The organism is Pseudomonas fortuita, assembly GCF_026898135.2.
Lineage (GTDB): Bacteria > Pseudomonadota > Gammaproteobacteria > Pseudomonadales > Pseudomonadaceae > Aquipseudomonas > Aquipseudomonas fortuita.
In genome coordinates, this window is record NZ_CP114035.2 from 596,191 (window position 1) to 621,999 (window position 25,809).

Annotated in this window: 30 protein-coding genes; 17 read left to right on the forward strand and 13 right to left on the reverse strand. The window is 63.1% G+C overall.

Annotated elements, in window-relative coordinates; translation table 11 throughout:
- Positions 1-59: 59 nt before the first annotated feature.
- On the reverse strand, positions 60-1,502 hold the full coding sequence (locus OZ911_RS02710; protein WP_060519285.1) for an alanine/glycine:cation symporter family protein: 1,443 nt from the start codon (positions 1,500-1,502) through the stop codon (positions 60-62).
- A 178-nt stretch (positions 1,503-1,680) separates the two neighbouring features.
- Between OZ911_RS02710 and OZ911_RS02715 the strand changes: the two genes are divergently transcribed.
- Positions 1,681-2,490: a helix-turn-helix domain-containing protein gene (locus OZ911_RS02715; RefSeq protein ID WP_023047574.1), complete on the forward strand. Its 810-nt coding sequence runs from the start codon at positions 1,681-1,683 to the stop codon at positions 2,488-2,490.
- 76 nt (positions 2,491-2,566) lie between these two features.
- Here OZ911_RS02715 and OZ911_RS02720 read toward each other — a convergent pair whose 3' ends face one another.
- Together OZ911_RS02720 and OZ911_RS02725 are read right to left on the reverse strand one after the other, a co-directional pair.
- The gene (locus tag OZ911_RS02720; protein WP_024717609.1) at positions 2,567-3,361 is read right to left on the reverse strand and encodes a TSUP family transporter; all 795 of its coding nucleotides are present in this window, start codon (positions 3,359-3,361) and stop codon (positions 2,567-2,569) included.
- Between the two features lie 16 nt (positions 3,362-3,377).
- A complete protein-coding gene (locus OZ911_RS02725) occupies positions 3,378-4,439 on the reverse strand; it encodes a hypothetical protein (protein ID WP_023047573.1) in 1,062 nt (353 codons plus the stop codon).
- Between the two features lie 238 nt (positions 4,440-4,677).
- Here OZ911_RS02725 and OZ911_RS02730 point away from each other — a divergent pair, with 238 nt between their 5' ends.
- Positions 4,678-5,562, forward strand: coding sequence for a sugar nucleotide-binding protein (locus OZ911_RS02730; RefSeq protein WP_024717608.1), 885 nt, complete (start codon positions 4,678-4,680; stop codon positions 5,560-5,562).
- Entirely contained in the window at positions 5,555-6,487 is a 933-nt protein-coding gene (locus OZ911_RS02735) for an NAD-dependent epimerase/dehydratase family protein (protein WP_023047572.1), read from the forward strand. The genes OZ911_RS02730 and OZ911_RS02735 overlap by 8 nt, the downstream gene beginning before the upstream one ends.
- Positions 6,488-6,618: 131 nt before the next feature.
- Here the strand turns inward: OZ911_RS02735 and OZ911_RS02740 are convergent, their stop codons facing one another.
- Complete coding sequence (locus OZ911_RS02740) at positions 6,619-7,062, reverse strand: winged helix-turn-helix transcriptional regulator (protein ID WP_070086749.1); 444 nt, start codon at positions 7,060-7,062, stop codon at positions 6,619-6,621.
- Positions 7,063-7,164: 102 nt separating this feature from the next.
- Between OZ911_RS02740 and OZ911_RS02745 the strand changes: the two genes are divergently transcribed.
- Complete coding sequence (locus tag OZ911_RS02745; protein WP_031311890.1) at positions 7,165-8,370, forward strand: MFS transporter; 1,206 nt, start codon at positions 7,165-7,167, stop codon at positions 8,368-8,370.
- On the opposite strand, the gene OZ911_RS02750 is transcribed toward OZ911_RS02745, so the two are convergent.
- From OZ911_RS02750 to OZ911_RS02770, 5 genes are all read right to left on the reverse strand, one after another.
- The gene (locus tag OZ911_RS02750; protein WP_014589498.1) at positions 8,358-9,041 is read right to left on the reverse strand and encodes an OmpW/AlkL family protein; all 684 of its coding nucleotides are present in this window, start codon (positions 9,039-9,041) and stop codon (positions 8,358-8,360) included. The genes OZ911_RS02745 and OZ911_RS02750 overlap by 13 nt on opposite strands.
- A gap of 109 nt (positions 9,042-9,150) precedes the next feature.
- Positions 9,151-9,663, reverse strand: coding sequence for a DUF3299 domain-containing protein (locus OZ911_RS02755; protein WP_024717607.1), 513 nt, complete (start codon positions 9,661-9,663; stop codon positions 9,151-9,153).
- Between the two features lie 126 nt (positions 9,664-9,789).
- Positions 9,790-11,055 carry an ABC transporter permease gene (locus tag OZ911_RS02760; protein ID WP_023047570.1) on the reverse strand — a complete coding sequence of 422 codons (1,266 nt, stop codon included), beginning with the start codon at positions 11,053-11,055 and terminating at the stop codon, positions 9,790-9,792.
- Positions 11,055-11,765, reverse strand: a complete 711-nt coding sequence (locus tag OZ911_RS02765) for an ABC transporter ATP-binding protein (protein WP_070086748.1) — start codon at positions 11,763-11,765, stop codon at positions 11,055-11,057. Before OZ911_RS02765 ends, OZ911_RS02760 begins: the two co-directional genes overlap by 1 nt.
- Positions 11,766-12,341 (reverse strand): DUF2796 domain-containing protein, encoded by a 576-nt coding sequence (locus OZ911_RS02770; protein ID WP_023049328.1) that lies wholly within the window; start codon positions 12,339-12,341, stop codon positions 11,766-11,768.
- 130 nt (positions 12,342-12,471) lie between these two features.
- Between OZ911_RS02770 and OZ911_RS02775 the strand changes: the two genes are divergently transcribed.
- Complete coding sequence (locus OZ911_RS02775) at positions 12,472-12,816, forward strand: hypothetical protein (RefSeq protein WP_016484691.1); 345 nt, start codon at positions 12,472-12,474, stop codon at positions 12,814-12,816.
- Positions 12,817-12,951: 135 nt separating this feature from the next.
- Here the strand turns inward: OZ911_RS02775 and trxA are convergent, their stop codons facing one another.
- From trxA to OZ911_RS02790, 3 genes are read right to left on the reverse strand one after another with little or no spacing between them, the layout of a single operon-like run.
- Complete coding sequence (gene trxA / locus OZ911_RS02780; RefSeq protein WP_016484692.1) at positions 12,952-13,824, reverse strand: thioredoxin; 873 nt, start codon at positions 13,822-13,824, stop codon at positions 12,952-12,954.
- Positions 13,825-13,855: 31 nt separating this feature from the next.
- A complete protein-coding gene (locus OZ911_RS02785) occupies positions 13,856-14,515 on the reverse strand; it encodes a class I SAM-dependent methyltransferase (RefSeq protein WP_016484693.1) in 660 nt (219 codons plus the stop codon).
- Positions 14,516-14,968, reverse strand: coding sequence for a YbaY family lipoprotein (locus OZ911_RS02790; RefSeq protein ID WP_070086747.1), 453 nt, complete (start codon positions 14,966-14,968; stop codon positions 14,516-14,518).
- Positions 14,969-15,074: 106 nt separating this feature from the next.
- Between OZ911_RS02790 and nrdR the strand changes: the two genes are divergently transcribed.
- The 12 genes from nrdR to OZ911_RS02850 all read left to right on the forward strand — a co-directional run bounded on the left by nrdR (position 15,075) and on the right by OZ911_RS02850 (position 23,880).
- Complete coding sequence (gene nrdR, locus OZ911_RS02795; protein ID WP_003255402.1) at positions 15,075-15,539, forward strand: transcriptional regulator NrdR; 465 nt, start codon at positions 15,075-15,077, stop codon at positions 15,537-15,539.
- A gap of 2 nt (positions 15,540-15,541) precedes the next feature.
- Positions 15,542-16,672: a bifunctional diaminohydroxyphosphoribosylaminopyrimidine deaminase/5-amino-6-(5-phosphoribosylamino)uracil reductase RibD gene (gene ribD, locus OZ911_RS02800; RefSeq protein ID WP_070086746.1), complete on the forward strand. Its 1,131-nt coding sequence runs from the start codon at positions 15,542-15,544 to the stop codon at positions 16,670-16,672.
- A gap of 42 nt (positions 16,673-16,714) precedes the next feature.
- Positions 16,715-17,380, forward strand: coding sequence for a riboflavin synthase (locus tag OZ911_RS02805; protein WP_016484696.1), 666 nt, complete (start codon positions 16,715-16,717; stop codon positions 17,378-17,380).
- Positions 17,381-17,398: 18 nt separating this feature from the next.
- Complete coding sequence (ribBA, locus tag OZ911_RS02810) at positions 17,399-18,490, forward strand: bifunctional 3,4-dihydroxy-2-butanone-4-phosphate synthase/GTP cyclohydrolase II (protein WP_016484697.1); 1,092 nt, start codon at positions 17,399-17,401, stop codon at positions 18,488-18,490.
- Between the two features lie 91 nt (positions 18,491-18,581).
- A complete protein-coding gene (gene ribH, locus OZ911_RS02815) occupies positions 18,582-19,058 on the forward strand; it encodes a 6,7-dimethyl-8-ribityllumazine synthase (RefSeq protein ID WP_003255395.1) in 477 nt (158 codons plus the stop codon).
- Positions 19,055-19,555: a transcription antitermination factor NusB gene (gene nusB / locus OZ911_RS02820; protein WP_023049296.1), complete on the forward strand. Its 501-nt coding sequence runs from the start codon at positions 19,055-19,057 to the stop codon at positions 19,553-19,555. The genes ribH and nusB overlap by 4 nt, the downstream gene beginning before the upstream one ends.
- Before the next feature lie 18 nt (positions 19,556-19,573).
- Positions 19,574-20,542 (forward strand): thiamine-phosphate kinase, encoded by a 969-nt coding sequence (thiL, locus tag OZ911_RS02825; protein WP_016484699.1) that lies wholly within the window; start codon positions 19,574-19,576, stop codon positions 20,540-20,542.
- Positions 20,539-21,042, forward strand: a complete 504-nt coding sequence (locus OZ911_RS02830; protein ID WP_003255391.1) for a phosphatidylglycerophosphatase A family protein — start codon at positions 20,539-20,541, stop codon at positions 21,040-21,042. The genes thiL and OZ911_RS02830 overlap by 4 nt, the downstream gene beginning before the upstream one ends.
- A 15-nt stretch (positions 21,043-21,057) precedes the next feature.
- Positions 21,058-21,801 (forward strand): substrate-binding periplasmic protein, encoded by a 744-nt coding sequence (locus OZ911_RS02835; RefSeq protein WP_016484700.1) that lies wholly within the window; start codon positions 21,058-21,060, stop codon positions 21,799-21,801.
- A 233-nt stretch (positions 21,802-22,034) separates the two neighbouring features.
- Positions 22,035-22,652, forward strand: coding sequence for a GTP cyclohydrolase II (ribA, locus tag OZ911_RS02840; protein ID WP_016484701.1), 618 nt, complete (start codon positions 22,035-22,037; stop codon positions 22,650-22,652).
- A complete protein-coding gene (locus OZ911_RS02845) occupies positions 22,649-23,068 on the forward strand; it encodes a hypothetical protein (RefSeq protein ID WP_016484702.1) in 420 nt (139 codons plus the stop codon). The genes ribA and OZ911_RS02845 overlap by 4 nt, the downstream gene beginning before the upstream one ends.
- Entirely contained in the window at positions 23,068-23,880 is an 813-nt protein-coding gene (locus OZ911_RS02850; RefSeq protein ID WP_070086745.1) for a cobalamin-binding protein, read from the forward strand. The genes OZ911_RS02845 and OZ911_RS02850 overlap by 1 nt, the downstream gene beginning before the upstream one ends.
- Here the strand turns inward: OZ911_RS02850 and OZ911_RS02855 are convergent.
- Complete coding sequence (locus OZ911_RS02855; RefSeq protein ID WP_070086744.1) at positions 23,858-25,729, reverse strand: TonB-dependent receptor domain-containing protein; 1,872 nt, start codon at positions 25,727-25,729, stop codon at positions 23,858-23,860. The two genes, OZ911_RS02850 and OZ911_RS02855, sit on opposite strands and share 23 nt — an antisense overlap.
- Positions 25,730-25,809 lie beyond the last annotated feature (80 nt).

A 25,809-nucleotide genomic window follows, 5' to 3' on the forward strand; every position in this document is an offset into this window, starting at 1 on the left:
AGCGGTGAGCGGAGAAAGAAAAGCCGCCCGCGGAAGGGGCGGCTGGGCAGGGGAGGATATCAGCGCTGCGGCTGAGCCTGGACGGCTGCTTTGTCAGCGGCTGTTTCCACCTGCGGATTGGCAGGCCAGGCATTGCGGTCCAGGTCCAGGTCGGCGAACTTGGACGAATCGAACACAGGCTGGCCGATGCCGGCTTTGCGCTGGTCGTCGTAGTCACGCATGACGCGCAGGCCGACCTTGAACAGCAGGGCCAGGGCCACCAGGTTGACGAAAGCCAGGCAGGTCATGGTGATGTCGGCGAAGGCGAACACGGTCGACAGGTCCTGCATCGAGCCCCACACCACCAGTGCCAGCACCAGGCCACGGAACACCATCAGCACCACACGGTTGCGGGTGAGGAACTGCAGGCTGTTTTCGCCCAGATAGTAGTTGTAGAGAATGCAGGTGAACACGAACAGCGACAGCGCCACGCTGACGAACACACGGCCCCAGTCACCGACCACGGCAGCCAGCGAGTTCTGGGTCAGGACAATGCCGTCACCCTCGAAGCCTGGGGTGTAGAAGCCCGACAGCAGGATCAGCAGCGCGGTGCAGGTGCAGATCACGAAGGTATCGAGGAACACACTGAAGGCCTGGACCACGCCCTGGGCGCCCGGGTGTTTGACGGCGGCCACGGCGGCCACGTTCGGTGCGCTGCCCAGGCCCGCTTCGTTGGCAAACACGCCACGCTTCACGCCCATGACGATGGCGCTGCCGAGCAGGCCGCCGAACGCCGGGTCGAGGCCGAAGGCGCTCTTGAAGATGGTTTCGAGCATGGCCGGCACGTGTTCGATCTGGGTGCCGATCACGTACAGGGTCACGCCGATGTAGGCCAGGGTCTTGATCGGGACCAGCAGGTCCGACACGGCGGCGATGCGCTTGATGCCGCCGATGAAGGTGATGGCCAGCAGCACTGCCAGGACGATGCCGGTCTGGCTTGGGGCAAAGTTGAAGGCGTTCTGCAGCGAATGGGTCACGGTGTACGACTGCAGGCCGATGAAGGCGAAGCCGTAGGTGACCAGCAGCAGGATCGAGAACACGATGGCCATGCTTTTGCGCTTCAGGCCGTGCTGGATGTAGTACGCCGGGCCGCCACGGTACAGGCCGTCGCCGTCTGCACGCTTGTAGACCTGTGCCAGGGTGCACTCGAAGAAGCTGCTGGACATGCCCACCAGTGCGGTGACCCACATCCAGAACACGGCGCCCGGGCCACCCAGGGTCACGGCAATACCGACACCGGCAATGTTACCGGCACCTACGCGGCCGGCCAGGCTGAGCATCAGAGCCTGGAAGGAGCTCAGCTGGCCTGCCTGGCCACGCAGCGATTCCTTGAAAACGGTGAACATGTGGCCGAAATGGCGGAACTGCACGAAACGCGAACGGATAGTGAAGTAGCTACCCAGCCCTACGATCAGCACGATGAGGAGTTTCCCCGAAAGGAAATCGTTGAGTACTTCGAGCATTGGAAAATGACCTCGATTCTTATTCTTCGTGTGGAAAGACCAGCGGACGGCAGGCGCACCGCTATGCGTTGGGGCGAATGGTTGGCCATGACAAGAGTGGTTACAATTTCGCGGGTTGCTCTGAGTTGATGCTACTTGATGCTACAATGGCGCCATTCGCGTCACCTGGGTTCCGCACATGAGTGAGCATTTCGCCACCAACCTCAAACTGGCCTGCAGCCACTACCGCTCTATCTCCGAAGTTTGCCGGCAGCTCTCGATCAACCGCGCTCAGTTCAACAAGTACCTGAGCGGGCAGAGCCGTCCGACGGCTTTCAACCTCAAGCGCATTGGCGATTTCTTCGGGGTCGAGGATTACGAGTTGAACCTGCCGGCCGAGCAGTTCGCCCGGCTGATCGGTGCGCGGGTGTCGACCCTTGCCGAGCAGCCCAGCGACCCGATCAGCGAACTGTTCCGCCCGCTGCATGACCATGCGGGCAACCTGTCGCGCTATTGCGGTTATTACTTCGAGTATTCCAACTGCATGTCGGTGCCGGGCACGATCCTGGTCTCGCTGGTGCACCTGTGGGAGGAGCGCGGCCGTTTCCTGTTCGAGCGCCAGGAGCGCCAGGAACGTTCCAGTGCCACGGACCAGCATGCCGAGGTGCGCTGCCGCTACCTGGGCGCGGCGTTCCAGCTGCAGGACCGGGTGTTCCTCATCGACTACGAGTCGCTCACCTTCAACGAAATGAGCCAGACCATTCTCATCCCCAGCTTCAAAAGCCGCATCACCCGCCTGAACGGCCTCAAGGCCGGGGTTTCCAGCGGCGACCGGCGCAACCCGGCCTGCACCCGGGTGGTGTGGGAGTACCTGGGCGAGGAGATCAATCGCATCAATGCATATCGGCAGGTGAAACTGTACCGCCCGGATGATCCGCGAATAGATGATGATGTGCGTGAGCGGTTGAGTGTGGGGCCGTTGCGCAACAGCTTGTTTGAGATTGAATAGATTGAGTGCCTGTACGGGTCTTGTTGCCGGGGCCTCACCTGTTGGAAAGGGGCGGTGCTCCCGGCTCAATGACTGTTCAGAAAAGACTAAGTTGCCGCAACCACTCCCCAGCCGGACGCCCCTCATCGAGTAAAAGCTTCAAGGACATCAAGCAGCAAACAGTGATCAGCAGTGGCTTGATTAGCCGTGGTCCGAAGTAGATAGCGCAACGTGCGCCGAGTTGGGCGCCAACAATGGCACAAAGCGCCATTGCCAGGGCTAAAGGCCAGATGATTGCGCCGCTAAAGGCAAAGACTGAAAGGGCGCCTAGGTTGCAGGATGCATTGAGCAATTTGCTGTTGCAGATCGCCTGCATAAGATGCTGACCCAAGAGTAAGGTGAAAGCGACCATGAAAAACGAACCCGTGCCTGGTCCAAAGATCCCGTCGTAGAAACCAATGACTGGCGCAACTGCCAGCGTGAAGCCCAGATACGACATCCTCTGCCGACGATCCTTGGTACCAAGCTTGGGGCTGAACGTAAAATAGCCGGCTACTGTAATTAGCAAGATGGGGACAATTGACTCGAGGAGCGCTTTATCGAGCATGCTGATCGACAACGCGCCTGTAACGCCCCCCGCGAACGACAAAGCGGCCATCGGCCAGCCAGTCCGCCACTGGATCATTCTCTTTCGGGCGAACGCCCACACTGCTGAAACACTTGCTGAAGAGGCCTGAAATTTATTGGTAGCCATTGCAGCCAATGGGTCGACACCTGCAATGAAAAAAGCTGGTAACGTGAGTAATCCTCCGCCTCCTGCTATCGCATCAAAAAAACCGGCGAGCAAGGCGACAGAGGCCAGCGCCAAGAGTATTGAAACTTCAATCTCCACTTTTCTTTTCCCCGCCTTAGCCGCGTACGATCAATGGGTCTTGTTGTAAAATCACAGGCCGGGCATCAGGTGAGTACCCAAATAGTCGAACCAGCAGTCTGCGGTTGTCCTTGATGACGTCGCGGGCGTGAAGTGCCTGGCAATTATTGATCAATAGTGCAGAGTCGGGGCTTGGCAGGAAATCGTAGGGTTGCTCTTTGTCCAGCAAGTCTCGCAATGTTTGATAAGCCTGTCGTGTCGAATGGTTAGCTTCATCATGCAGTGAGTGCCTATAGCTGCTATATCGGAGGGTGAAATCGCCTCTAACATCGAACTGAAGAATCGAATTTGCGATCGTCGCCTGACTCTCATCCTTCACGAAGCAGTCGCTGCGGGTAAAGCAGAATGACTTGGAAGATAGCGCCAGTGCCTCAAGGCCGTTGAGATTTGAGATCGCATTGCGCACGGGTATGAATTTGGTCGGTTCCTGTAATGGATTCCATCTTGCACTCAGGATCAATGCGCTTGGAGCAGGGGAATGCTCACCCTCGAACTGAACTGAGCAGTTGTAAGGAGGTTCAGTGTGTGGGCCCAGTTGAACGCCTGCATGGGAGCTCAGTTCGGCTTGATGCAGGTTGAGTTCATTCGGTAGCAATCGCACTCCGCCACCTTTGAAATTTCCAACAAGCCGTACTTGCATACCGCCATTGTCGATATCAAAAGCGAATGAGCGGTAGTCGACAAGGCTCAAAAGAATCTGGTTTCGTGAGGCCATATAGACGGTAACCGGATCGATCTTCAAAATATCAATGTCTGCCAGCTCGCTCGGTACAGGGCCCACGTTAGGAACTTTCATTGCAGCGAATTCAAGTGCTGCTGCTTTTCCGGAGGCAAATATTTCTAGCAAAGCAAGCTGTGCGTCATCCAGTGAATTCTTCAAGATTTTTGCCTGACAGGCAGATAGGGCAGCAGCTCCCGCGACATCTGGGCCGCCGACAGCGGCAGTTTGTCGTGAGCCGTGATCAAGTATGCTGGCTTGCATTTTACTAAATGTGAGATGAAGGATCTCGGTTCCGGCCTTAGCGTTTACCCCTTCCATTTTTATTCTCCTTGTATGTAGGTAAAGGTGACTCTTCTTGTTAGGGCGGAGACTATTTAGCCAGAGACCTTTTACCGATGATGTAAGGTGGAGCCCTTGCGAGCTGTAGGGAATGTCTATGGGTGTGGTAGGAATCGTCTTGGGTGGGTAGTGCTGTCAGCCTCAGGGTTGGACTTCCCCGCCCGGAAACCGCAAAATGACCCCTTTCCTTCATCAACCTCTCGGATCTGCTGACTCTATGCGTATGCGCCTAATGCTGTTGGGTGGTGGCAATGCCCTCGGGCAAGCGCTGATTCGTCTTGGGGCCGAGGAGGACATTGCTTTCCTGGCGCCGCGCCCTCCCGAGAATGGCTGGACGCCGGCCAACCTCACTCAGTTGCTCGACGATCACCGCCCCGACGCCTTGGTCAACCTGGCCTATTACTTCGACTGGTTCCAGGCCGAGTCGGTCAGCGAGCAACGCCTGGCTCAACAGGAGCGGGCAGTGGAGCGGCTGGCAGAGCTGTGCCAGCACCACCAGATCACCCTGGTGCAACCTTCCAGCTACCGGGTATTCGATGGTTCGCGGGCAACGGCCTACAGCGAAAAGGACGAGCCCGTGCCGCTGGGCCTGCGTGGCCAGGCCTTGTGGCGCATCGAGCAGAGTGTGCGCGCGACCTGTCCGCAGCACGTACTGCTGCGCTTCGGCTGGTTGCTCGACGAGAGCATCGACGGCTCGCTGGGCCGCTTCCTGACCCGTGCCGAGCAACCGCAGGAGCTGCTGCTGGCCGATGACCGGCGTGGCAACCCGACACCGGTCGACGATGCCGCACGGGTGATTCTGTCGGTGCTCAAGCAACTCGATTGCAGTGCGCCGCTGTGGGGCACTTACCATTACGCCGGCAACGAGGCGACCACGCCGCTGGCGCTGGGCCAGGCGATTCTTACCGAAGCAGGCCAACACCGCCAGCTGGCGGTGCAGGCGCCGACACCGCAGGCCCATGCCGCACGGCCGGATGCCAGCGAAGAGCCGCAGAACGCTGTACTGGCCTGCAAGAAAATCCTTCATACCTTCGGCATCAAGCCGCGCGCCTGGCGCGCCGGCCTGCCGCCTCTACTGGACCGGTTCTACCGCCATGGCTGACGCCCCCATCCTGATCACCGGCGGTGCCGGCTTCATTGGCTCCCACCTGTGCGATGCGTTGTTGGACAAAGGCTACGCCGTACGCATTCTCGACGACTTCTCCACCGGCCGGCGCAGCAACCTGCAGGTTGGCCACCCGCGTCTGGAACTGATCGAAGGCGATGTCGCCGACGCCGGGCTGGTCATGCAGGCCGCGGCAGGCTGCAGTGCCGTGGTGCACCTGGCGGCGGTGGCCTCGGTACAGGCCTCGGTCGAAGACCCGGTGCGTACCCACCAGAGCAACTTCATTGGCACCCTGAACGTGTGCGAAGCCATGCGCGTGCAGGGTCTGCGCCGGGTGTTGTTCGCCTCCAGTGCGGCGGTGTACGGCAACAATGGCGAAGGCGAGTCGATTGCCGAAGACACGCCCAAGGCGCCGCTGACCCCCTATGCCGTGGACAAGCTGGCCAGTGAGCAGTACCTGGACTTCTACCGCCGTCAGCATGGGCTGGAGCCGGTGGTGTTCCGCTTCTTCAACATTTTCGGGCCACGCCAGGACCCGTCCTCACCGTATTCCGGGGTAATCAGCATCTTCTGCGAGCGCGCAGTGCAGGGCTTGCCGATCACCATCTTCGGCGATGGCGAGCAGACCCGCGACTTCCTCTACGTGGGCGACCTGGTGCAGGTGATGGTGCAGGCGCTGGAGCAGCCGCAGGTCGAGGAGGGGGCGGTGAACATCGGCCTCAACCAGGCTACCTCGCTGAACCAGTTGCTGGTGGCGCTTGAGAAGGTGGTGGGCAGCTTGCCGGCGATTACGCATGTGGCGGCGCGTGCCGGTGACATTCGCCATTCGCGGGCGGATAACCAGCGGTTGCTGGCGCGGTTCGAGTTTCCGCAGGCGACGTCGATGGTCGAGGGCCTGGCCAAGCTTCTCGGTAAACACTGAGCCCCTGGGGGCGCTTTGCGCCCCTTTCGCGACGCAAGGCCGCTCCCACAGGGACAGCGTGCAGCCAATTGACTTGCGCTCAGTGTGGGAGCGGCCTTGTGTCGCGATGGGCTGCGCAGCAGCCCCAAAAATCACCCATGCCGCACAACCCTGCGCAGGCAATCCTCGGCCCCCAGTACCCGCCCATCCAAAGCGCGCACCTGCAATGTCTCGATGGCCTGCCCTTTGGCAGCCTCGAACAATTCAGAACGCGCTTCCCCCGCTTCAAACAGGTATCGCTCCCCCCACTGCCTCAAGCCAACCACCACCGGAAACACCGACAGCCCTTTCTCGGTCAGCACATATTCCTTGTAGGCAGAGCCATCCGATGCCGGCTGCAGCGCCAGTAATCCGCTCTCCACCAGCAGCTTGAGCCGCGAGGCGAGGATGTTCTTGGCCAGCCCCAGGTTCTTCTGAAATTCACTGAACCGCCGCAGCCCGTCAAAGGCATCGCGCAGGATCATCAGTGCCCAGCGATCACCCAGCACCTCCAGAGCACGGGCTACGGGGCACTGCGCATTGTTTTCATCGAGCATGGGTCAAACCTGTGTTGATTATCTGGTTGCAGATTAAAACCACATTTGCTAAATAGCCAGTATGTGGTTTCAAATCGAAACCAGATGGACGAGGCCGGCCTTATGACACCTTCGCTGACACGCTGGATATTCCTGTTGCTTGCCACCACCAGCGCCATGGCGGTGGCGACGATTTACTTCGCCCAGCCTCTGCTCGAGTCGATGGCTGCCGACCTGGGGGTGGCGCAGCAGCAGATTGGCTGGGCGGTCGGCGCGACCCAGGCAGGCTACGCCCTCGGGCTACTGCTGATCGTGCCTCTGGGGGACTTGGTCGATCGCAAGCGCCTGTTGCTCGGGCAGTTGTTGTTCTCGGCGCTGGCGCTGGTCGGCGTGGGCATGGCGCCGAACTGGGCGATGTTACTGCTGGCCTTGGCCATTACCGGGCTGATGGCCGTCATGGTCCAGGTAATGGTGGCGCATGCGGCCAGCCTCGCCTCGCCTGGCGAGCAAGGGCAGGCCGTGGGCACCGTCACCAGTGGCATTGTGCTGGGGATTCTGTTGGCGCGGCTGGTGGCGGGCGGGCTAGCCGACCTGGCCGGTTGGCGAAGTGGTTATCTGGTTGCCGCAGGGCTGCTGATGTTACTGGCCGTGGTGCTGTGGCGCAGCCTGCCCAGCAGGCAGCCGTTGATGCACCGGCCTGGCTACCGGGCGATGCTCGTGTCCCAGTTCCGTTTGTATCGGGAAGACACGCTGCTGCGCCAGCGCGGGGTGTTTGGGGTATTGATCTTTGCCGCGTTCAGCGTGCTGTGGAGCGCCATGGTCATGCCCCTCAGTGCTGCGCCATTGGCTATGAGCCATACCGAAATTGGCCTGTTCGGCCTGGCAGGTGTTGCAGGTACTCTGGCGGCAGCGCGCGCCGGTCGCTTGGCCGACAGGGGGCTGGGAGAGCGCACCACCGGGTTGGCGCTGGCGCTGCTGACGCTGTCGTGGTTGCCCACCGCTTTTGTCGGGCAGTCCCTGATAGCCTTTGTGCTAGGCGTGCTGATGCTGGACTTTGCCGTGCAGGCGGTGCATGTCACCAACCAGAGCCTGTTACTGGCAGGGCGCGGCGCGATGGCCAGCCGCTTGATCGGTGCCTACATGTGCTGCTATTCGCTTGGCAGCGGGCTGGGGGCGGTGCTTGCGAGTTGGGTGCATGCCCATTGGGGGTGGGCTGCGGTGTGTGGGCTTGGCATGGCCTTCAGTGCGGCAGCGCTGGGCTACTGGCTCTGGTTGCAACGCGCGAGGGCGGCCGAAGCCGCCCTGCAGTGTTCAGGTCAGAACTTGTAGCCAAGGCCGACCATGTACACCCACGGGTCGACGTCGACGTCGACCTTGGTCTTGCTGTAACCCAGCGCGGTCGGGCCGTTGACGCTGGCCTTGGTGTCGATGTCGACATACCAGACCGAGGCGTTGACCAGCAGGTTGTCGGTCAGCATGTAATCCATACCCAGTTGGCCGGCGATACCTACCGAATCCTGCAGCTTGAGGTTGCTGAAGCCTTGTTGCTTGCGCGCGCTGCTCAGGTCTTCGTCAAAGAACAGGGTGTAGTTGATACCCACGCCGGCGTATGGCTGGAAGCGCGAATTCGGCTCCATCGGGTAGTACTGCAGCGACAGGGTCGGTGGCAGTTGCTTGATGTCGGCCAGTTTGCCGTCCAGCCCGCCGCCCAGGCCTTTTACGCCGACGGTGTGCTTGAACGGGGTGGCTGCCAGCAGTTCCAGGCCGATGTGGTCGGTGAGCATGTAGGCAAAGGTCAGGCCCAGCTGGGTGTCGCTGTCCAGGGTCGCTTTGGTGCCCGACACTTTGTTGCCGTCGAACTTCAGGTCGCCGCTGCTCTCGTTCGGGGCAGTGGTGATTGCGCCTGCGCGCAAGATCATGTCCCCCGCCTGATAGGCGTGGGCGGCAGGGGCGGCGAGCGCAAGGGCCACAAGCGAGGCGCCGAGCAAGGACTTGTTCATGGAAGCTCCCAAAGGACGTTATTAATCGAGTAGTCCAATGGTACGGAGGTGGTTAAACAGAAAGTTTGACCCAGCTCAAAGAAGCGTCTTCACGAATTCGAAACAGTTCTCATCTCAGCTCATAAACATAGATTTTCTCGGCTTCCATCTGATAGCCGGCGTCGGCCAGTTCGCTGCTGGAGGCTCTAACCTGCATCTTTCCCTCGATCCAGTAGGGCTGGTAGAGGTCTTCGACACGCACGCCCATCTCGCTGAAAATGTGCACGATCTGATTCGACGGTGGCGGCGGCACATGGATGCACGCACCGTAATAAGGGACCAGCAGGAATTCGGTGGTGCGGCCTTCTTCGCTGACCTCCAGTGGCACGATGTAGCCAGGCAGCTTGACCTGTTGGCCGTCGAGCTCTTTTACAACCGGGGCGTCGGGGGCTTGCTGACGCGCGGGCGGGGCAGATTCGGCAGCCAGGGCGTTGCTGAGCTGTGACATGTCGTGCAGCGGCGCCAGTTGTGGCGGGATGACCGGGGCGCCTTCGGGGATCAGGGCGGGCCAGTCCAGCTCCTTGGGTTCGGCGGCCCAAAGAGGCATCGCCACCAGCAACAGCAGGGCCAGCAGCATGCGCATGGCCGGCCTCTTCGCGGGCATGCCCGCTCCCACAGGTCCTCTACAAGGCCTGAGGCTAGTGGAGAACCCTGTGGGAGCGGGCGTGCCCGCGAAGCAGGCGGTGAGGTGTCTGATCATTACGCGCACTCAGAGGTGTATGGACAGGCCATCGGCCAGCGACTGCCGATAAGCCCGCCACGCCGGCACGCTGCCCATCAGCAACGCCGCCCCCAGGATGATAGCCAGCAAGGTCCATTCATGTGCGCTCGGCAAGGCCAGTGGCAGATACAAGCCATAGTTGGCCTGCACGTACCCCTGCGCCAGGGCAATCCCCGCATACAGCAAGCCAAGCCCGGCCACGATCCCGACCGCTGCCAGTGACAGCGCTTCCAGTACCAGCAGCCCCGCGATATGCCACGGCCTGGCCCCGACCGACCGCAAGATCGCCATCTCCCGGCGGCGCTCGTTGAGGCTGGTGAGAATTGCCGTGAGCATGCCAATCAAGCCGGTCAGCACCACGAACAGCGAGACCACGAACAACGCTTGTTCCGCCGTGCCCATCAGGCTCCATAGCTCCTGTAGGGCCACGCCCGGGAGGATTGCCAGCAACGGCTCGCTGCGGTACTCGTTGATCTCGCGCTGCAGGCTGAAAGTCGCGATCTTGTTGTTAAGGCCCAGCATGAACGCGGTAATGGCTGCGGGTTGCAGGTCCATCGTGCGTGCCTGCTCGGCGCTGATGCGCCCAGCGCCACGGGCGGGTACGCCGTTGTGCCAGTCGATATGGATGGCCTGCATACCGCCCAGGCTGATATGCAGGGTGCGGTCGACCGGTGTGCCGGTGCGCTTGAGCACACCGACCACGGTGAATGGCTTGTCATCATGCTTGACCAGGCTGATGGCGGCCACGCCGTGGGCCAGCACCAGCTTGTCACCCAGCTTGTAGTGCAACGCCTCGGCCACTTCAGCGCCGAGCACCACCTCGAACGGGTCGCTGGCGAACTCACGCCCCTGGCTCAGTTCCAGATGCTGGCGGCGGCCGTACTGGTAATGGCTGAAGTAATCCGTCGTGGTGCCCATCACTCGGTAGCCGCGGTGCGAATCGCCCAGCGAGATCGGGATCGCCCATTTCACTCGCGGGTCCTGCGCATAGTGCTGGAAGCTTTCCCAACGGATGTTGTTGGTCGCGTTGCCAATGCGAAACACCGAATACAGCAGCAGGTTCACCGAACCGGAACGGGCGCCGACGATCAGGTCGGTGCCGCTGATGGTGCTGGCGAAGCTGGCGCGAGCTTCGGTGCGAACGCGCTCCACGGCCAACAGCAGGCACACCGAAAGGGCGATGGCAAAGGCGGTGAGAAAGGCGGTGAAGCGGCGGTTGGCCAGGCTGGCCAGGGCAAGGCGGAGCAGGTACATCAGGCCTCCCGGGGCTTGGCGGCGCGGTTGAGGTCGGCCAGGGAAAGGTGACGGTCGAACAGGGGCGCCAGGCTCTGGTCGTGGCTGACGAACAGCAAGCTGGTGCCGGCAGCGCGACACTCATCGAACAGCAGGCGGATGAACGCTTCGCGTGTGTCAGCATCCAGCGCCGAGGTCGGTTCGTCGGCAATCACCAGCTCCGGCTGACCGATCAGGGCGCGGGCAGCGGCGACGCGCTGCTGCTGGCCGATCGACAGGCTGTCGGCGCGGCGGGCGAGCAGGGCCGGGTCGTCCAGGCCCAGGTGGGCGAGCAGCGTGCTTGCGGCCTGGTCGACACTGCCGTGGCGCTGCTCGGCGCGTGCCTTGCGGCTGCGCGAGAAGCGGCAGGGCAGCTCGACGTTCTCACGTACCGAGAGGAATGGCAGCAGGTTGAACTGCTGGAAAATGTAGCCCGTGTGATCGACCCGAAAGCGATCACGGGCACCCTGGCCCAGCTTGCCGAGGTCCTGCCCGAGCAACTGGATGCTGCCCTGCGCCGGCACGTTCACCCCGCCCAACAGGCCCAGCAAAGTGGTTTTGCCACTGCCGCTGGGGCCCTTGAGAAACAGGGCTTCACCCGCGTTCAGGTGGAATGCCGGAATATCCAGCAGCGGCGGCTGACCTGGCCAGGCGAACACCAGGTCATGCAGTTCGATCAGCGGCTGGTTCATTCAGAAGGCGACCACTGCCTTGGCAGGCGTGGTTTCCACGCCTTTCTGGCCGTTGGGGCCGATCAGTTGCACGTTGATTTTCTGGGTGGCCGGGAAGGCCTTGAACAGGGGCGTCAGGTCGAACTGTGTGAGTTTTTCGGGGTTGGCGCAGGTCAGTTGGTAATGGGCGCCGATGTCGCTGTGCGGGTGGCCATGCGCGTGTTCATCGTCATCGTCGTCAGCTTTCGCGGCGTCACCGAACAACGGGCTTTCCAGTTCCTGCTGTTCTTCCTTGCAGTTTGCTGCTGCAGAAAGGCCGAACAGCTTGAGGGGTTGTTCGAGTTGCTGGTGCACGGCAGCGACCTTGGCCTTGTCGGCATCACTGCTTGCGGCATGCTCGAAGCCCACCAGGTTCATCGCCGGGCTGTCCAGCTCCAGCTCAAGGGTGTTGCCATCGAGCACGATGTTGAGCTTGGCCACGCCATGCTCGTGGGCGCCGAGCGTACCATGGGCGTGATCATGATCATGGTCATCGTGGGCATGGGCCACGGCCAGTGGCAGCAAGGCGAAGGGCAGGGCGAGCAGCAGGCGACGCATGGACGACTCCGGAGCGGGCTGGAAGATTGAGTTATGTTATAACAACTTTTCTGCGCGCCGCCAGCCTGCGTGGCTAAGGTTTCATGTTGCGGTAGCATGGCTGCATTGACTTGGGCTCAAGGAACGCATCATGAGAATTCGTGGACAGATTGGTGACTGGCCGGTGGACCTGACCATCGAGCTGGCGCCTGAAGAGTGGGCGCAACTGGGTAAGCAAATCGAGGTGCCTGCAGTGGTTCAAGGTGCTGCGACGCCTACAGTGGCGGCACCGCGCCAGGATGACGGGCAATGGACCGCCGCGCGTGATGTGTTGCGCCTTGCCGGGCAGATGAGCGGGCCGGAGTTGCTGGACCGGCTGGAAGGGCTGGCGGGAAGCACGGCGGCAGGCAAACGGCTGCTGGTGCGCTTGCGGCACAGCAGTGAGGTGAAGGTGGAAAGTGGCGTGGATGCGCCGGTCTATCACTGGGTTGGGTGAATTGGTATTGCCTGTTCTGGCCTCTTCGCGGGCGCGCCCGCCCCCACAGGATTTCACCGCACTTGGGAGCTGTGCACACCTGTGGGAGCGGGCATGCCCGCGAACGAGGGCGAAGCCCTCGCAAATGCCACCAGGTCAGAACATCGCCGCCGATAGCTTGCGGCGATAAACGCCAACCAGCGGATGATCCCCCCCCAGCAGCTCGAACACCTGCAGCAACGCCTTCTGCGGCAGCCCGTTCTCGTAGCCACGGTTACGCTGGAACAGCTTCAGCAGCCCATCCAGCGCCGCTTCGTACTGCTGGCGCGCCAGCTGCTGAATGCTCAGCTGATAGGCCGCCTCGTCATCCTGCGGATTCTGCGCCAGGCGGCTTTTCAGGTCTGCCACTTCTGGCAGGCTGGCGGCCTGGCGCAGGAAGGTCAGCTGGGCCTTGGCCCCGGCCAGTGCAGCCTTGTGCTCGTCGGTCTTGACCGCATCCAGCACCACCTGGGCCTCGCCCAGCTCGCCACGTTCGGCCAGGCAGCGGGCGTACAGGATCAGCGCCTCGGCGTTGCTGTTGTCCTCACCCAGCAGTGCCTGCAGCAACGCTTCGGCTTCGGCAAAGCGGCTTTCGGCAAACAGCGCCTTGGCCTGCTCCAGCGGCGAAGCGACGGGTGCAGCGGGCATCTGCACGTGCGGCTCGAGCATGGCGCGAATCGCCGATTCCGGCTGAGCCCCGGCAAAACCGTCCACCGGCTGGCCGTCCTTGAACAGCACGACGGTCGGCAGGCTGCGAATGCCGAACTGGGCAACCACCTGTTGCTCCACGTCGCAGTTGATCTTGGCCAGCAGCAGCTCGCCCTGGTAACCCTCGGCGATCTTGGCCAGCAACGGCATCAGTGCCTTGCAGGGCGCGCACCACTCGGCCCAGAAGTCCACCAGCACCGGCTTGTGGAAGGAGTTCTCGATTACCAGTTGCTGGAAGGTGGCATCGGTAGCGTCGAAAATGTAAGGCGTGTCTTGGGTCATCGCGACTCTCGCAAACTCGTGAATGGCACCACTATAAGGCGTCGCGGCTGGCGTGGTACAGGCTGACCCTGCGGAATTCGTGTGGCTCGGCCAGGTCCGGCAGGGTCAGCGCTTCGAGCACGCCCAGCTGTTGGTACAGCGGGTGGCAGAAGTTGCGTACGCGCGAGTCGGCCACCAGCGCTTGGCGGCCGCGGCCGAGGAAGGCGTCCAGCAGCGGCAGGTTGGCGCGGTCGTACAGCACATCGGCGACCAGGATCAGGTCGAAGCGGTCGTCCTCGGCAAAAAAGTCACTGCTGTAATTAAGCTCGACCCCATTCAGCGCGGCATTGGCGCGGCAGGCATCGAGGGCCAGCGGGTCGAGGTCGCAGGCCACCACTTCCAATGCACCGGCGCGCGCGGCGGCAATACCGGCGATACCTGAGCCGGCGCCAAAGTCCAGCACGCGCTTGCCGGCCACCCACTCCGGGCGCTCGGCCAGGTAGCGGGCCATGGCCAGGCCACTGGCCCAGCAAAAACTCCAGTAGGGCGGCTCTTCAAGGATGCGCCGGGTTTCTTCGCTGCTGAAAGCGCGGTCCATGTTCTGGTCGTCGATCAACCACAGCTTCAGGTCACAGCCGGGCAGCTCGCTGACGATCAGGCGCGCTTCGCCGATCAGGCCGCTGAGGGCCTGTTGCAGGGCCACGGGTGCCACTTACGGCGCCTTCTCGAAACGCAGCGGGCCGGTGGCTTGGGTTTGGGCCTGGCTGATACGCACCGGTGGCAGGTGCATGATCAACTGGCCGGAGCTGCTGGCGCGGCCACGCAGCTCGACCCGCGCGCCGGCCGGGAACGCTTCGGGGTTGAAGCGCAGGTGGTAGGGCAGGGCCTGGCCGGTGCCGGTCAGGTTGCTGCTGGCCAGCAGGCGTTGCGGGCGGTCGCGTTCGTCGATGACCAGCAAGGCCAGTTCCACGTCGGCACCTGCCGGGATTTCCAGCAAGGTGCCGCTCAGTTCGCGCTGGTAGGCCGGCAGCGGTCCCAGTACTTCGGCCGGTTTGGCCGAGCGGGTTGGCGTGGGCGCCGGGGGCGTATCGGTTTTCGGCCTGTCGCTGCCGCAGGCAGCGAGCAGGGCGGCGCAGCACAGCACAACGAGCGTTCGGTAGTGCATGGGGTCGTCCTTCACGGGCAGATTTCCCATGGATGTTAACCCCTTTGGCTTGTCTTGCCAGTGCAATGCGCTACCATGGCCCTCCCTTTTTTTGTTGCCTGCCACCATGCACTGTCCCTTTTGCGGTGCCAACGACACCAAGGTCATCGACTCTCGCCTCGTTGCCGAGGGCGAGCAGGTGCGCCGCCGCCGCGAATGCGTGGCCTGTGGCGAGCGCTTCACCACCTTCGAAACCGCCGAACTGGTGCTGCCCCGGCTGATCAAGCAGGACGGCACGCGCCAGCCTTTCGACGAAGAAAAGCTGCGCGCCGGCATGCAGCGGGCGCTGGAAAAGCGCCCGGTCAGCGTCGAGCGCCTGGAAGCGGCGCTGGCGCACATCAAAAGCCGCTTGCGTGCCACTGGCGAGCGCGAAGTCAAATCGCTGGTGGTGGGAGAAATGGTCATGGCCGAGTTGCGCAAGCTCGACGAGGTGGCCTATATCCGCTTTGCCTCGGTGTACCGACGCTTCCAGGACCTCGACGAGTTCCGCGAAGAAATCGACCGCCTGGCCCGTGAGCCGGCTAAAGAGTGAACATGCCCAGCCAAGCCGCCATCCTTGACGCCCACTACATGGCCCGCGCGCTGGAGCTGGCGCGTAAGGGCGTGTACACCACCCACCCCAACCCGCGCGTAGGTTGCGTGATCGTACGCGATGGCGAAGTGGTGGGCGAAGGCTGGCATGTGCGTGCTGGCGAGCCACATGCCGAGGTGCATGCCCTGCGCCAGGCCGGTGAGCGTGCCCGTGGCGCCTGTGCATACGTTACCCTCGAGCCGTGCAGCCACCATGGCCGCACGCCGCCGTGCGCCGAAGCACTGGTGAAGGCTGGCGTAGCGCGGGTGGTGGCAGCCATGCAGGACCCTAACCCGCAAGTGGCGGGGCAGGGCCTGCGGCGCCTGGCCGAGGCTGGCATCGAAGTGGCCAGTGGCGTGCTCGAAGCCGAGGCCCGCGCGCTCAACCCAGGCTTTCTCAAGCGCATGGAACACGGCCTGCCGTTCGTGCGCGCCAAGCTGGCCATGAGCCTGGATGGCCGCACCGCGATGGCCAGCGGCGAAAGCCAGTGGATCACCGGCCCCGCTGCCCGTTCGGCGGTGCAGCGCCTGCGTGCCCGTTCCAGCGTGGTGCTGACCAGCGCTGCCAGTGTGCTGGCCGACAATGCGCGCATGACCGTACGTGGCGCCGAGCTGGGCCTGGACGCCGAAACCACCGCCTTGGCACTCAGCCGCACCCCGCTGCGAGTGCTGGTCGATGGCCGCCTGCGCCTGCCACTGGCTGCGCCGTTCTTCCTGGCCGGCCCGGCACTGGTGGTGACCGCTGTCGCAGATGACCCGCGCTATGCCGCTGCCGGCCACGAACTGCTCAGCTTGCCGGGCGACAATGGCCAGGTCGACCTTGCGGCGCTGTTGCAGGCCCTGGCCGCCCGCGGCGTCAACGAAATCCTCCTGGAAGGCGGTGCCGGCCTGGTCGGCGCCTTTGCCCGCCAAGGCCTGATCGACGAGTATCAGCTGTTCGTCGCTGGCACCTTCCTCGGCTCCGACGCCCGCCCATTGCTGGAGTGGCCGCTGGACAAGATGAGCGAAGCGCCGCGATTGAAAATTACCGAAATGCGCGCAGTGGGCGATGACTGGCGGGTCACGGCCATCCCCCTGCCGGCGCCCGGCGTATAATGCCGGGCTTGCCCCGTGCAAACCGTTTTTGAGGAAGACCCCATGTTCACCGGCATCATCGAATCCATCGGCACCATCCGCAGCCTCACCCCCAAGGGGGGGGATGTGCGCGTCCACGTCGACACCGGCAAGCTTGACCTGGGCGACGTCAAGCTCGGCGACAGCATCGCCGTCAACGGTGTGTGCCTGACCGCCGTCGAACTGCCGGGCAATGGCTTCTGGGCCGATGTCAGCGTCGAAACCCTCAAACGCACCGCATTTATCGACCTCAAGAGCGGCAGCAAGGTCAACCTGGAAAAGGCCCTGACCCCCACCACCCGTCTGGGCGGGCACCTGGTCAGCGGCCATGTCGACGGCGTCGGCGAAATCATCTCGCGCAGCGATAACGCCCGCGCCATCCAGTTCCGTGTGCGTGCACCCAAGGAGCTGGCCAAGTACATCGCCCACAAGGGTTCGATCACCGTCGACGGCACCAGCCTGACGGTCAATGAGGTCAATGGCGCCGAGTTCGAGCTGACCATTGTCCCGCACACCCTGTCCGAAACCATCATGGCCGACTACCGCGCAGGGCGTCGGGTAAACCTTGAGGTCGACCTGCTGGCCCGTTACCTGGAGCGCTTGCTGCTGGGTGACAAGGCTGCCGAACCGAGCAAGGGCAGTGGCATTACCGAAAGCTTCCTGGCCGCCAACGGCTTCTTGAAATCCTGATTGAGAAGGGGGTGCCGCGTGGCGCTCAACAGCATCGAAGAACTGGTCGAAGACATCCGCCAGGGCAAAATGGTCATCCTCATGGATGACGAAGACCGCGAGAACGAAGGCGATATCATCATGGCGGCCGAATGCTGCCTGCCCGAACATATCAACTTCATGGCCAAGCACGCCCGTGGCCTGATCTGCATGCCGATGACCCGCGAGCGTTGCGAAACGCTGAAGCTGCCGCTGATGGCGCCGCGCAACGGCTCGGGCTTCGGCACCAAGTTCACCGTATCGATCGAAGCCGCCGAAGGCGTAACCACCGGCATCTCCGCCGCCGACCGAGCACGCACCGTGCAGGCCGCCGCTGCCAAGGACGCCAAGGCCGAAGACATCGTCAGCCCTGGCCACATCTTCCCGCTGATGGCCCAGCCCGGCGGTACCCTGGCCCGTGCCGGCCACACCGAAGCCGCCTGCGACCTCGCACGCATGGCCGGTTTCGAGCCAAGCGGCGTGATCTGCGAAGTGATGAACGACGACGGCACCATGTCGCGTCGCGCCGAGCTGGAAGTGTTCGCCGCCGAGCACGGCTTGAAGATCGGCACCATCGCCGACCTGATCCACTACCGCATGATCCACGAGCGCACCGTGCAGCGTGTTTCCGAGCAGCCGGTGGAGAGCGAGCTGGGCGAGTTCAACCTGGTCACCTACCGCGACGCGGTCGAAGGCGACGTGCACATGGCCCTGACCCTGGGCAAGATCTGCGCCGAAGAGCCTACCCTGGTGCGTGTGCACAACATGGACCCGCTGCGCGACCTGTTGCTGGTCAAGCAGCCAGGCCGCTGGAGCCTGCGTGCTGCCATGGCTGCCGTGGCCGAGGCTGGCAGTGGCGTGGTGCTGCTGCTGGGTCACCCGCTGGACGGCGACGTGTTGCTGGCCCACATCCGCGAAAGCGCGGGCGATGCACCCGCCAAGGCACCGACTACCTACAGCACCGTGGGTGCCGGTTCGCAGATCCTGCGCGACCTCGGTGTGCGCAAGATGCGCCTGATGAGTTCGCCGATGAAGTTCAACGCGATATCCGGATTCGATCTGGAAGTTGTAGAATACGTGCCCTCCGAGTGACTTGAGGCGGCATTGACGCCCTCTGCTCGAGTCCAGACCCCTGTCGAGGCCGCTTGTATGCGGCCTCGCTCTTGAAGATGAGAATATCGGAATGACCCTGAAGACCATCGAAGGTACCTTCATCGCCCCCAAAGGTCGCTATGCTTTGGTGGTTGGCCGCTTCAACAGCTTCGTCGTTGAAAGCCTGGTAAGCGGTGCCGTTGATGCCCTGGTACGCCACGGTGTCAGCGAAAGCGACATCACCATCATCCGTGCCCCGGGCGCATTTGAAATCCCGCTGGTAGCACAGAAGGTCGCCCAGCAAGGCGCCTACGACGCGATCATCGCCCTGGGCGCCGTGATCCGTGGCGGTACCCCGCACTTTGAATACGTGGCGGGCGAATGCACCAAGGGCCTGGCCCAGGTGTCCATGGAGTTCGGTGTTCCAGTGGCCTTCGGCGTACTGACCGTCGACTCCATCGAGCAAGCCATCGAGCGTTCCGGCACCAAGGCCGGCAACAAAGGTGCTGAAGCTGCCCTGTCCGCACTGGAAATGGTCAGCCTGCTGGCGCAGTTGGAGGCCAAGTGATTAGCGACGAAAGCGATCGTTTCAACCCGCGCGATCCAAAACCTGCGGATGCCGGCAAGCCCTCGAAGAGCGCCAAGCGCCGCGAAGCCCGCAAGCTCGCGACCCAGGCACTGTACCAGTGGCACATGGCGCAGCATTCGCTGAACGAGATCGAAGCGCAGTTCCGGGTGGATAACGATTTCACCGATGTCGACGGTGCCTATTTCCGTGAAATCCTGCATGGGGTTCCGGCAATCAAGGGCGAAATCGACAAGGCCCTGGCGCCTTGCATGACCATGACGCTGGAAGAGCTCGACCCGGTCGAGCTGGCCGTGCTGCGTCTGTCCACCTGGGAGTTCATCAAGCGCGTCGACGTACCGTACCGCGTAGTGATCAACGAAGGTGTCGAGCTGGCCAAGGTCTTTGGTGCCACCGACGGCCACAAGTTCGTCAACGGCGTGCTGGACAAGCTGGCACCGTCGCTGCGTGAAGCCGAAGTCAAGGCGAACAAGCGCTGATTCTGGCGCTGCCGAGCCATGGGTGAGTTCGAGCTGATCAACCATTACTTCGCCGCCGCGCCTTGTGCGCAGGGCGGCGAAGGCGTGGCCCTGGGTATCGGCGACGATTGCGCCCTGCTGGCCCTTCCCCCCGGTGAGCAACTGGCGGTGTCGACCGACACCCTGGTCGCCGGGGTGCATTTTCCCGCTGTTTGCGATCCGCTGCTGCTTGGCCAGCGTTCGCTGGCCGTGGCCGCCAGTGACCTGGCCGCCATGGGTGCAACTGCGATCGGCTTCACCCTCGCCCTGACCTTGCCTGATGTTGGCCCTGACTGGCTGGCAGCCTATGCTGACGGCCTCAGCCGCATGGCCCACCGTTGCCGCATGAGCCTGATCGGGGGTGACACTACCCGAGGCCCGCTGAGCATAACCGTTACCGTGTTTGGCCGTGTACCGACAGGCCAGGCGTTGCGCCGTAGCGGTGCACGGCCAGGCGACCTGCTGTGCGTTGGCGGGGTGCTGGGCAAGGCGGCCGGCGCGCTGCCGCTGGTGCTGGGCGAGCGCGAGGCGCCTGCTGAACAGGCCGAGCCGCTGCTGGCCCATTACTGGTCGCCAATGCCGCAGCTCACCCTCGGAACGCTGCTGCGTGGTCGGGCCACGGCGGCGCTGGACATCTCTGACGGCCTGCTCGCTGATTGCGGGCACATCGCCAAGGCGTCCGGCGTTGCGCTGGAGGTGAACCTGGCCCAGGTGCCAGTGTCTCCTGCTGTAGAGGCTTTCCTCGGCCGCGAAGCAGCAGTGCAGGCAGCCCTCGCCGGTGGCGATGATTACGTGCTGGCCTTTACGCTGCCGCCTGAGGCGCTGGCGCCCTTGGCTGATCTTGGCGTGGTCGAGGTGCATACCATTGGTCGTGTGCTCGAAGGGCAGGGCGTCACCTTGCGCGATGTGCAGGGCCGGGACATCACCCCCGTTCAGCGGGGCTATCAACACTTTAGGGAGACACCGTGACCGATCACCCCAATCAGGTGCCTGCGGAGTTTGTTCCGCCTTCGGTCTGGCGCAACCCGTGGCACTTCATCGCTTTTGGCTTCGGTTCGGGTACCTTGCCCAAGGCCCCGGGTACCTGGGGTTCGCTGGTGGCCATACCGTTCATCCCGTTGTGGCAGATGCTGCCTGACTGGGGCTACTGGCTGTTGCTGGGCGTAAGCATGCTGTTTGGCTTCTGGTTGTGCGGCAAAGTCGCCAATGACTTGCGCGTACACGACCATGAAGGCATTGTCTGGGATGAGATTGTCGGCATGTGGATCACCCTCTGGCTGGTGCCGGAGGGCTGGCAGTGGTTGCTGGCAGGGTTCCTGATGTTCCGCTTCTTCGACATCCTCAAGCCATGGCCGATCCGCTGGATCGACCGCCATGTGCACGGGGGTGTCGGCATCATGCTCGACGATATCCTGGCCGGCGTGTTTGCCTGGCTGGGCATGCAGGTTCTGGTGTGGGCGGTTGCCTGAACAGGGAGCGCGTGAATGGCCATAAGGACGTTGCTGTTGGCAGTGCTGCTGAGCGTTGCCCCATGGGTGGCAGCTGCTGAAGGCGTGCCCAAGCAGATCCACCTGGTCAGTGAAGAATGGCTCGATTACACCAACGCTGACGGTACCGGGGTGGCCTGGGACGTACTGCGCAAGGTGTTCGAGCCGGCAGGGGTCCAGGTGGTGACCCAGAGCGCGCCCTACAGCCGTGCAGTCGGGCTGGTCAAACGCGGCGAAGCCGATGCCTGGGTGGGCTCGTACAAGCAAGAGAACGACGACAACCTGTACCCACGCTGGCACTTCGACGTCGACCACATCTACGCATTGGGGCTTGCCAGCAAACCTGTGCCCACTGCGCAGGACGTGGGCAAGTATCGCCTGGCCTGGGTGCGTGGCTACGATTACGGCAGCTACCTGCCAGATGTGCATGAATTCCGTGAAATTCAGCGCCGCGAAGGCATTCTGCCGATGCTCGAGCATGACCGGGTGGACTTCTACATTGATGCGCTGACCGAAGTCAATTACGTCCTCAGCCAGTCATCCCACCCCGAGCGCTTCCGCCTTAACCATGTGGCCGAATTACCGCTGTACCTGGCGTTTGCCCACAATGGCCAGGCCAAGGCCCTGAGTGACCTGTTCGACAAGCGCATGGACGAACTGGTGCGCAGCGGCGAGCTGAAGCCGATTTTCGAGCACTGGAAACAGCCGTACCCGTTCACTGCAGACAGCAAACCCCATTGAAGCAGGGGCGCTTCGCACTCCATCGCCGGCAAGCCAGCGCTCACAGGATCACCGCGGCTTCGGATCCTGTGAAGTACCTGTGGGCGCTGGCTTGCCGGCGATAAGGCCGGGCCTGGTGAACCTAAGCATCGAACTTTTCGATCTTAACCCGCGGTATTCAGCCCGCCCACAGCCTGCAACCGGCTGATACAATCGGCCCACGAGAAATTTCCAACTTATTCCAGGAGCACAACGTGCCCGTCGTCTTTGTTGCCGCCTCTAAACTCCCGACGCCATTCGCGACCTTCACCATGCACGGCTTCCTCGACGAAGCCACTGGCCGCGAGCACGTAGTGCTCAGCCTGGGTGACATTGCGGATGGCCAGCCGGTGCTGGGGCGCCTGCACTCCGAGTGCCTGACCGGCGACGCCCTGTTCAGCCAGCGCTGTGACTGCGGTTCGCAGCTGGAAGCCGCGCTGCAGGCGATCGCCCGTGAAGGCCGTGGGGTACTGCTGTACCTGCGTCAGGAAGGCCGTGGCATCGGCCTGTTGAACAAGATTCGCGCCTACGAGCTGCAGGATGGTGGCGCCGATACCGTCGAAGCCAATGAACGCCTGGGCTTTGCCGCCGACCAGCGCGACTACGCCATCTGCTTGCCGATGCTGGAGCACTTGGGCGTGAAAGCCCTGCGCCTGATGACCAATAACCCGCGCAAGGTCAAAGCCCTGACCGACATGAATATCGTGGTTGCCGAACGTGTACCGCTGCACACCGGCCACAACCCGCACAACCGTTACTACTTGGCGACCAAGGCCGGTAAACTCGGCCACATGCTGGGCAATGAACACCAGGGCGAGGTGCCCCAGGCGTGACCCGCGCCGAGGTCAAGCGGCGCCTGGCACTGGCCTGGTGGCAGTACCTGGCGGTTGGCCTGGTGCCGCTGCCGGTCATGGCCTGGGCCTTTGGTGGTGGTGACGCGCTGATCCCGGTGCTGGCCATGCCACTGTTCATCGCCGGCGCGGCGACCATGTTCCTCAGCCTGCCGCGCTTCGGCGCTTACAAGCGCGCACTGATCGCCACCTCCAAGGTGCTCGGCACGGGCGAAGAGCCCGCTGCCTGGATCGAACTGGCGCGGGTGCGGCGCATGGCCATGCTGTACGCCTGCTTGCCGGCCTGGGTCGCCGCACTGTCTGTACTGGTCGGCCTGGAGGCGGTGCCGCAGATCCTGCTGGCGTTGTCCACCGTGGTGGTGCTGTACCTCTATCGCATTCCGCGCCAACTGGGCTGATGCGCTTTCTACCTGGCCTGCTGGCGCTGTTCGCCTGTACCGCGCTGGCCGCTGACCCCTTGCGGGTGGTCAGCCTGGCGCCTTCGATGACTGAAATCATGCTTGAACTGCAGGCCGACGACCTGCTGGTCGGCGTGCTCGACGGTGGCGAACGGCCGGCAGCCCTGCGCGACCTGCCCTCGGTAGGGCGCCAAGGTCAACTGGACATGGAGCGCCTGCTCAGCCTGCGCCCTGACTTGCTGCTGCTCTGGCCGGGCAGCGTGCCACCTGCCCAGCGCGACCAGCTCAAGCGCCTGGGCATTGCCACCTTCAGTGCAGAGCCCCGTGACATCGACCAGTTGATCGCGCAGATCGAAGCCATCGCCGAGCGTATCGGCCGTGCCGGGCAAGGCCATCAATATGCCCAGGCCCTGCGGGAACGGCTGCGGCAGCTGCGCCAGCAGTACCGGCGTGACGAGCCCTTGCAGGTGTTCTATCAGGTGTGGGACCAGCCGTTGTACACCCTGGGTGGCCGGCAGGTGGTGAGCGATGCCCTGGCCGTGTGCGGGGCGCGCAATGTGTTCGCCGACCTCAGCCAACCAGCGCCGCAGGTGAATGTGGAGTCTGTGCTGCTGCGAAATCCACAGGTCATCCTGGCGGGTGATCAAGCGCAACTGGCAAGCTGGAAGGCCTGGCCGCAACTGCGTGCGGTTGCCGATGGCGGTTTGCTGGTGATACCCGACAAAGGCATTGAGCGGCCCAGTGGGCAGATGATCGAAGCCACCGCCCGTTTGTGCGCAGCGCTCGCGGCTAAAGCGCCGGCGTCCAGGTAACGCTGAACAGCAGCGTACGGCCTTCTTCACGGTAGGGGTGATAGGCCCCCTCATAACTGTACAGGGCGCGGCTGTAAGAGCGGTCCAGCAGGTTATCCAGCTTCGCTTCCAGTTTCAGTTCATCAGTGGCGGCCCAGCTACCGCGCAGACCGAGCACACCATAGCCGCCGATGCCGTTGCGGTTGGCCTCATCGTCGTAGCTGCCGCTGACCGCTTGCCAGCTTGCCCCCGCGGTGAAACGCCCGAGCTCACGGTCCAGATCCAGGCTTAACGTGCGGCGTGCACGGCGGGCGAGAGTGTGGCCGCTGTCACGGTCACGCGGGTCGATCAGTGCCAGGCCCAGCTGGCTGTGCCAGGCGCCCCACTGTTGCGCCAATGCCATTTCGAAACCGTTGATCTGTGCCGAGGCCACGTTGCGGGGTACCGAGTCCTGGCCAAACACGATCGCATCGCGCAGATCGGTGCGGTATAGCGAGGCTTCCAGGCGGCTGTGCGTCGTCAGTTGGCTGCGCCATTGCAGCTCGTAGCTTCTGGAGTGCTCGGGGTCCAGGTCCGGGTTGCTGAACTGGGGGTAATAGAGGTCGTTGAAGGTTGGCGCCCGAAAGCCCTCGCTGTAGGACAGCAGCACATCATTCTGCGCATTCAACGGTACGCTCAGGCTGCCGCTCCAGGTGGTCTGGCCGCCGAACTGCTGGTTACGGTCATGGCGCACGCCCACCTCGGTTGAGAACTGCTCGCCCTGGTAGCGGTGCTGGACGAAGACGGCGCGGTTCCAGCGGCTGTCCTCGGTAAAGTCGGTGCTGGCGTGCACGCGGTCTTCGTACCAGTCGCCACCCAGCAACACGCTGTGTCGCTCGCCCAGGGCCAGGTCGTTCTGCCAGGTGACCTGATCACGGTAGGTATTGAACACGAAGCGTTCGGCGCTGAGCTTGTCGCGCTTGTCGTCGCGGTTCTCGCTGTGGGCCAGTTCCAGCCGCGAATGCCAGATGTCGGTGAGCTGGGCGTCGAAGTAGCTGCCCAGGCTGCTGACGCTGAAATCGGTGTACGGCTGTTGGCCGTAGCTTTCGAAGGTGACCGGGTCGAAGCCGCCGAACGGGTTGTCGTATTCGCTGCGGCCACGGCTGTCGAGCAGGTTCAGGCCGGCCTCGAAGCGTTCGCCAAAGGTATGGCTCAGGCTCAGGTTGAATGCCTTGTTGCGGTAGGCGTCGTGGTCGCCATCGCTGGCGAAGGACGGCCCGGTCGAGTCGATGCCGGCCGTTTCATCCAGGCTGGCGCCAAGGTTGAAGCGGGTCGCGTCGCTGCCGCCAGACAGCCCCAGGCTGCGCTGGAATGTCTGGTTGCTGCCGGCGGCCATGCGCAGGCGCGGCTGCAGGCCGGGGCCATTGCTGCGACGGGTGAAGATCTGGATTACCCCGCCAATGGCGTCGCTGCCGTACACCGCCGAGCGCGAGCCGCGCAGCACTTCCACCCGCTCGATCTGGTCGACGTTCAGAAACTGCAGGCCGCTGTCGCCAGAGGTAGCGTTGGCAATGCGCACCCCATCGACCAGCACCAGGCTTTGTGCCGCCTTGGTGCCGCGGATGAAGATGCCAGGCAGGCTGCCCCGGCCACCGGTTGGCGCCACTTGCACGCCGGGCACGCGGCTGAGCAGGTCGGTGACGCTGGCGGGTTGCAGGCGATCGATGTCAGTACGGGTGAAGACGGTGTTGGCAGCGCTGGTGGCGGTGCGCGACTCGACCTGGCGGCTGGCGCTGATCAGCACGTCGGGGAGCTTGAGGGCGTCGTCGCGCTCGGCGGCTAGCAGGAATGTGGGGGCACAGAGTAGTGCGGCACAGGCGGATGGTTTCATGGGCAGCCCCAAAGTATTCGCGGGACAAGCCCGCTCCCACAGGATTGTCAATGTTCTCGAAAAGCGTGATGGACCTGTGG

Coding starts and splice junctions, on each gene's coding strand:
- nrdR (WP_003255402.1), top strand. CDS start 15,075: ATGCACTGTCCCTTTTGCGGTGCCAACGACACCAAGGTCATCGACTCT.
- OZ911_RS02855 (WP_070086744.1), bottom strand. CDS start 25,729: ATGAAACCATCCGCCTGTGCCGCACTACTCTGTGCCCCCACATTCCTG.
- ribD (WP_070086746.1), top strand. CDS start 15,542: ATGCCCAGCCAAGCCGCCATCCTTGACGCCCACTACATGGCCCGCGCG.
- OZ911_RS02790 (WP_070086747.1), bottom strand. CDS start 14,968: ATGCACTACCGAACGCTCGTTGTGCTGTGCTGCGCCGCCCTGCTCGCT.
- OZ911_RS02775 (WP_016484691.1), top strand. CDS start 12,472: ATGAGAATTCGTGGACAGATTGGTGACTGGCCGGTGGACCTGACCATC.
- OZ911_RS02735 (WP_023047572.1), top strand. CDS start 5,555: ATGGCTGACGCCCCCATCCTGATCACCGGCGGTGCCGGCTTCATTGGC.
- OZ911_RS02710 (WP_060519285.1), bottom strand. CDS start 1,502: ATGCTCGAAGTACTCAACGATTTCCTTTCGGGGAAACTCCTCATCGTG.
- OZ911_RS02755 (WP_024717607.1), bottom strand. CDS start 9,663: ATGCGCATGCTGCTGGCCCTGCTGTTGCTGGTGGCGATGCCTCTTTGG.
- OZ911_RS02805 (WP_016484696.1), top strand. CDS start 16,715: ATGTTCACCGGCATCATCGAATCCATCGGCACCATCCGCAGCCTCACC.
- OZ911_RS02725 (WP_023047573.1), bottom strand. CDS start 4,439: ATGGAAGGGGTAAACGCTAAGGCCGGAACCGAGATCCTTCATCTCACA.
- OZ911_RS02835 (WP_016484700.1), top strand. CDS start 21,058: ATGGCCATAAGGACGTTGCTGTTGGCAGTGCTGCTGAGCGTTGCCCCA.
- OZ911_RS02750 (WP_014589498.1), bottom strand. CDS start 9,041: ATGAACAAGTCCTTGCTCGGCGCCTCGCTTGTGGCCCTTGCGCTCGCC.
- OZ911_RS02850 (WP_070086745.1), top strand. CDS start 23,068: ATGCGCTTTCTACCTGGCCTGCTGGCGCTGTTCGCCTGTACCGCGCTG.
- trxA (WP_016484692.1), bottom strand. CDS start 13,824: ATGACCCAAGACACGCCTTACATTTTCGACGCTACCGATGCCACCTTC.
- OZ911_RS02760 (WP_023047570.1), bottom strand. CDS start 11,055: ATGTACCTGCTCCGCCTTGCCCTGGCCAGCCTGGCCAACCGCCGCTTC.
- OZ911_RS02730 (WP_024717608.1), top strand. CDS start 4,678: ATGCGTATGCGCCTAATGCTGTTGGGTGGTGGCAATGCCCTCGGGCAA.
- OZ911_RS02770 (WP_023049328.1), bottom strand. CDS start 12,341: ATGCGTCGCCTGCTGCTCGCCCTGCCCTTCGCCTTGCTGCCACTGGCC.
- OZ911_RS02745 (WP_031311890.1), top strand. CDS start 7,165: ATGACACCTTCGCTGACACGCTGGATATTCCTGTTGCTTGCCACCACC.
- OZ911_RS02765 (WP_070086748.1), bottom strand. CDS start 11,765: ATGAACCAGCCGCTGATCGAACTGCATGACCTGGTGTTCGCCTGGCCA.
- OZ911_RS02715 (WP_023047574.1), top strand. CDS start 1,681: ATGAGTGAGCATTTCGCCACCAACCTCAAACTGGCCTGCAGCCACTAC.
- ribH (WP_003255395.1), top strand. CDS start 18,582: ATGACCCTGAAGACCATCGAAGGTACCTTCATCGCCCCCAAAGGTCGC.
- OZ911_RS02740 (WP_070086749.1), bottom strand. CDS start 7,062: ATGCTCGATGAAAACAATGCGCAGTGCCCCGTAGCCCGTGCTCTGGAG.
- thiL (WP_016484699.1), top strand. CDS start 19,574: ATGGGTGAGTTCGAGCTGATCAACCATTACTTCGCCGCCGCGCCTTGT.